Here is a 2,490-nt window from a genome sequence, read left to right on the forward strand (position 1 = left end):
TTTGACCGGAAAAATCTTGCCCTGTCAGTTCCGCATTGCTGAAGGACACAGGCGGGGCATAGTCGAATGCTTGTGCTGGAAAAGCCCAGCAGCATAGGATGGAAGCTAATAGGAATGCAGCTACTTGCCGGAAAATCATAGAAAAACAGTTGTAATTTGGTAGATTAAGCAGGTTATCTTTCAGATTACTGCATTGTGCTGCCAAAAAATCGGTTGATCGAACAAAGTTTTATCTGCACGCAAGTCATCTGAAGATGCCTGTAATCTCTTTCTTTAGATAGTATTTATCTGGATAAAATTTTATAGCCTTTTTGCCACCAAATCAGATGCTGCGTTCTGGCATTCATAAAGTCATTTGTATCAATTTTATCAGGGTATAGAACGAAGAGAAATAGAAGATTTTTATGTTTTGGGTAAGTCCTGGCTGTCAATCGGGTTTATCGGTCTATTTTTAGCAGTTACTTTGTCGATATTTCATACAAATCGGGTTGATTTGCTGAAATCCTAATTCGCTCCCACATACCCCGATATCAAACTATAGTCTCTCTGCAAGATTCCTGTTGAGTCGAAATATCACAACATCATACTTGTGCTGTAATTTAAAAATTTAACAGCCCTCTCTTAGGTTATAAAATTGACAAGCATAAACTCACACTAGCGGTCTATGTTCTAATTTGATTGACCCGATAAGGTTGAGGATAGATAGATAAAGTTTGAAAGAAGCGCTTACCTCAAGTTTGTAATAGGGAGTCTCAATCATGGTCACTAAATTAGTGAAATCCAGTGTTGTATACGTCGGAATTATCTCTGCAATTTCTGCAATCCCTTTCCTGGGAGGGATGCCTGCTAATGCCCAGACTGGTTCCCCTCAAGTGAATGATTCATTAAACGAAACGAATCAGCAACCAAGTCAGCTAAATCAATCCCCCTCTCAACTCAATCAGCCGCTAAATCAACCTTCTCAAAATACAACCACTACTCCATCTAATGGTACGAGCGGTACGAGCGGCTTTTCAAACAACCAAAATCCGGTTTTAAGTTTGGGCAGTCGGGGAGAAGAAGTTAGACAGGCTCAGACTTTACTGCAACAACAAGGTTTGTATAATGGCCCGATTGATGGTGTGTATGGGTTGCAAACTCGCAATGCTGTGAGAGCATTCCAACGTTCTAAAAACTTGGTTGCGGATGGTGTGATTGGGACTAACACTTGGAGTGTAATGCTCAATCCGCAAAATCAAGCTTCTTCTAATTTCTAAGGGCTTGTTAACTCGAATTCAGTCATTAGTTATCAGTCTTTAGTAGGGACAGGTTAAACCTGTCCCTACTCCTTTATGAGTTTTTCGCTTAGTTAGGGCGGCGTATGCGTGGAAAAGGTTTTGGCAGATGACGGATGACGAATGAAGTTTATGTGTTGTTTTCTTGACTTGAAGCTGATAGACAGGCAAGCTTATTAAACATATAAAGTATAATTGTGGATTGATAAGGATATTTTTAATTGCTTGCTGGTCGCTATGAGTCGTCTGAGTGCTTTTGACCAAGTAAACGGTAACCATAATAAATCTTTAGAGTGCCGTCCGGATGATTATCGCTCCTGGTATCGACGGGGCAATGCGCTGCGTGCGGGGGGGCATCACCATGATGCGATCGCCAGTTATGACAAAGCGATAGAATGCAAATCGGATGACTACCGCGCTTGGTATCAGCGGGGCAATACTCTAGACGATCTTGGCTTTTATGAAGATGCGATCGCTAGTTATAACCAAGCACTACAGTTGAATGCCCATGACTACTGGACTTGGTACTGGCGGGGTCATACGCTCCGTAAACTGGGGCGCTACGAAGAAGCGATCGTCAGTTACGATAAAGCGATTGAGTTGAAACCGGAGGATTACTGGGCATGGTACAATCGCGCTCATGCTCTGCGGGAGGGGAGGCGCTACGAAGAAGCGATCGCCTCTTACGATCGAACTCTCAGTCTAAGACCAAAAGACTATTGGTCGTGGTATTGGCGGGGCGATAGCTTGCGTTTGATGGGTTCCGATGCAGAAGCAATTAGCTGTTACGATAAAGCGTTGCAAATCAGACCAAATGACTATTGGGCATTGTATCGTCGCGGCGATGCGCGGCGGGGTATGGGTCGCTATGAAGATGCGATCGCCTGCTACAACAAAGCGATTGAAATGAATCCTCACAAAGCTGATGCTTGGTTCAGTAAAGCTTGCTGTTGTGCGCTTTTAACTAAGGTAAATTGGGCTATGGAAAGCTTGCAAAGGGCGATCGAACTCGATCGGGATAAATACCTAACTCTAGCGGCAACAAGTTCCTATTTCGATCGGATTAGAGGAAATCAGCGCTTTCAACAATTGCTTCAAGAATAAACTTATTTTGGCTTTTGACATTTTGACTTTTGCCTGTAGCCGATCGAAATAGGAGTTTGTTATCTATGACACTGATTCGTGTACCTAAATCCTGGGAAATTCCCGATCGCTC

The 2,490-nt window shown here is 43.1% G+C and carries 2 protein-coding genes; both read left to right on the forward strand.

What is annotated here, in order from left to right:
• Positions 1 to 758: 758 nt before the first annotated feature.
• A complete protein-coding gene (locus H6S82_RS28810) occupies positions 759 to 1,256 on the forward strand; it encodes a peptidoglycan-binding domain-containing protein (RefSeq protein WP_199315454.1) in 498 nt (165 codons plus the stop codon).
• Between the two features lie 255 nt (positions 1,257 to 1,511).
• The gene (locus tag H6S82_RS28815) at positions 1,512 to 2,378 is read left to right on the forward strand and encodes a tetratricopeptide repeat protein (RefSeq protein ID WP_190469720.1); all 867 of its coding nucleotides are present in this window, start codon (positions 1,512 to 1,514) and stop codon (positions 2,376 to 2,378) included.
• Positions 2,379 to 2,490: the final 112 nt, after the last annotated feature.

It is taken from the genome of Planktothrix sp. FACHB-1355 (assembly GCF_014748295.1).
GTDB classification, from domain to species: Bacteria; Cyanobacteriota; Cyanobacteriia; order Cyanobacteriales; family Aerosakkonemataceae; genus Aerosakkonema; species Aerosakkonema funiforme_A.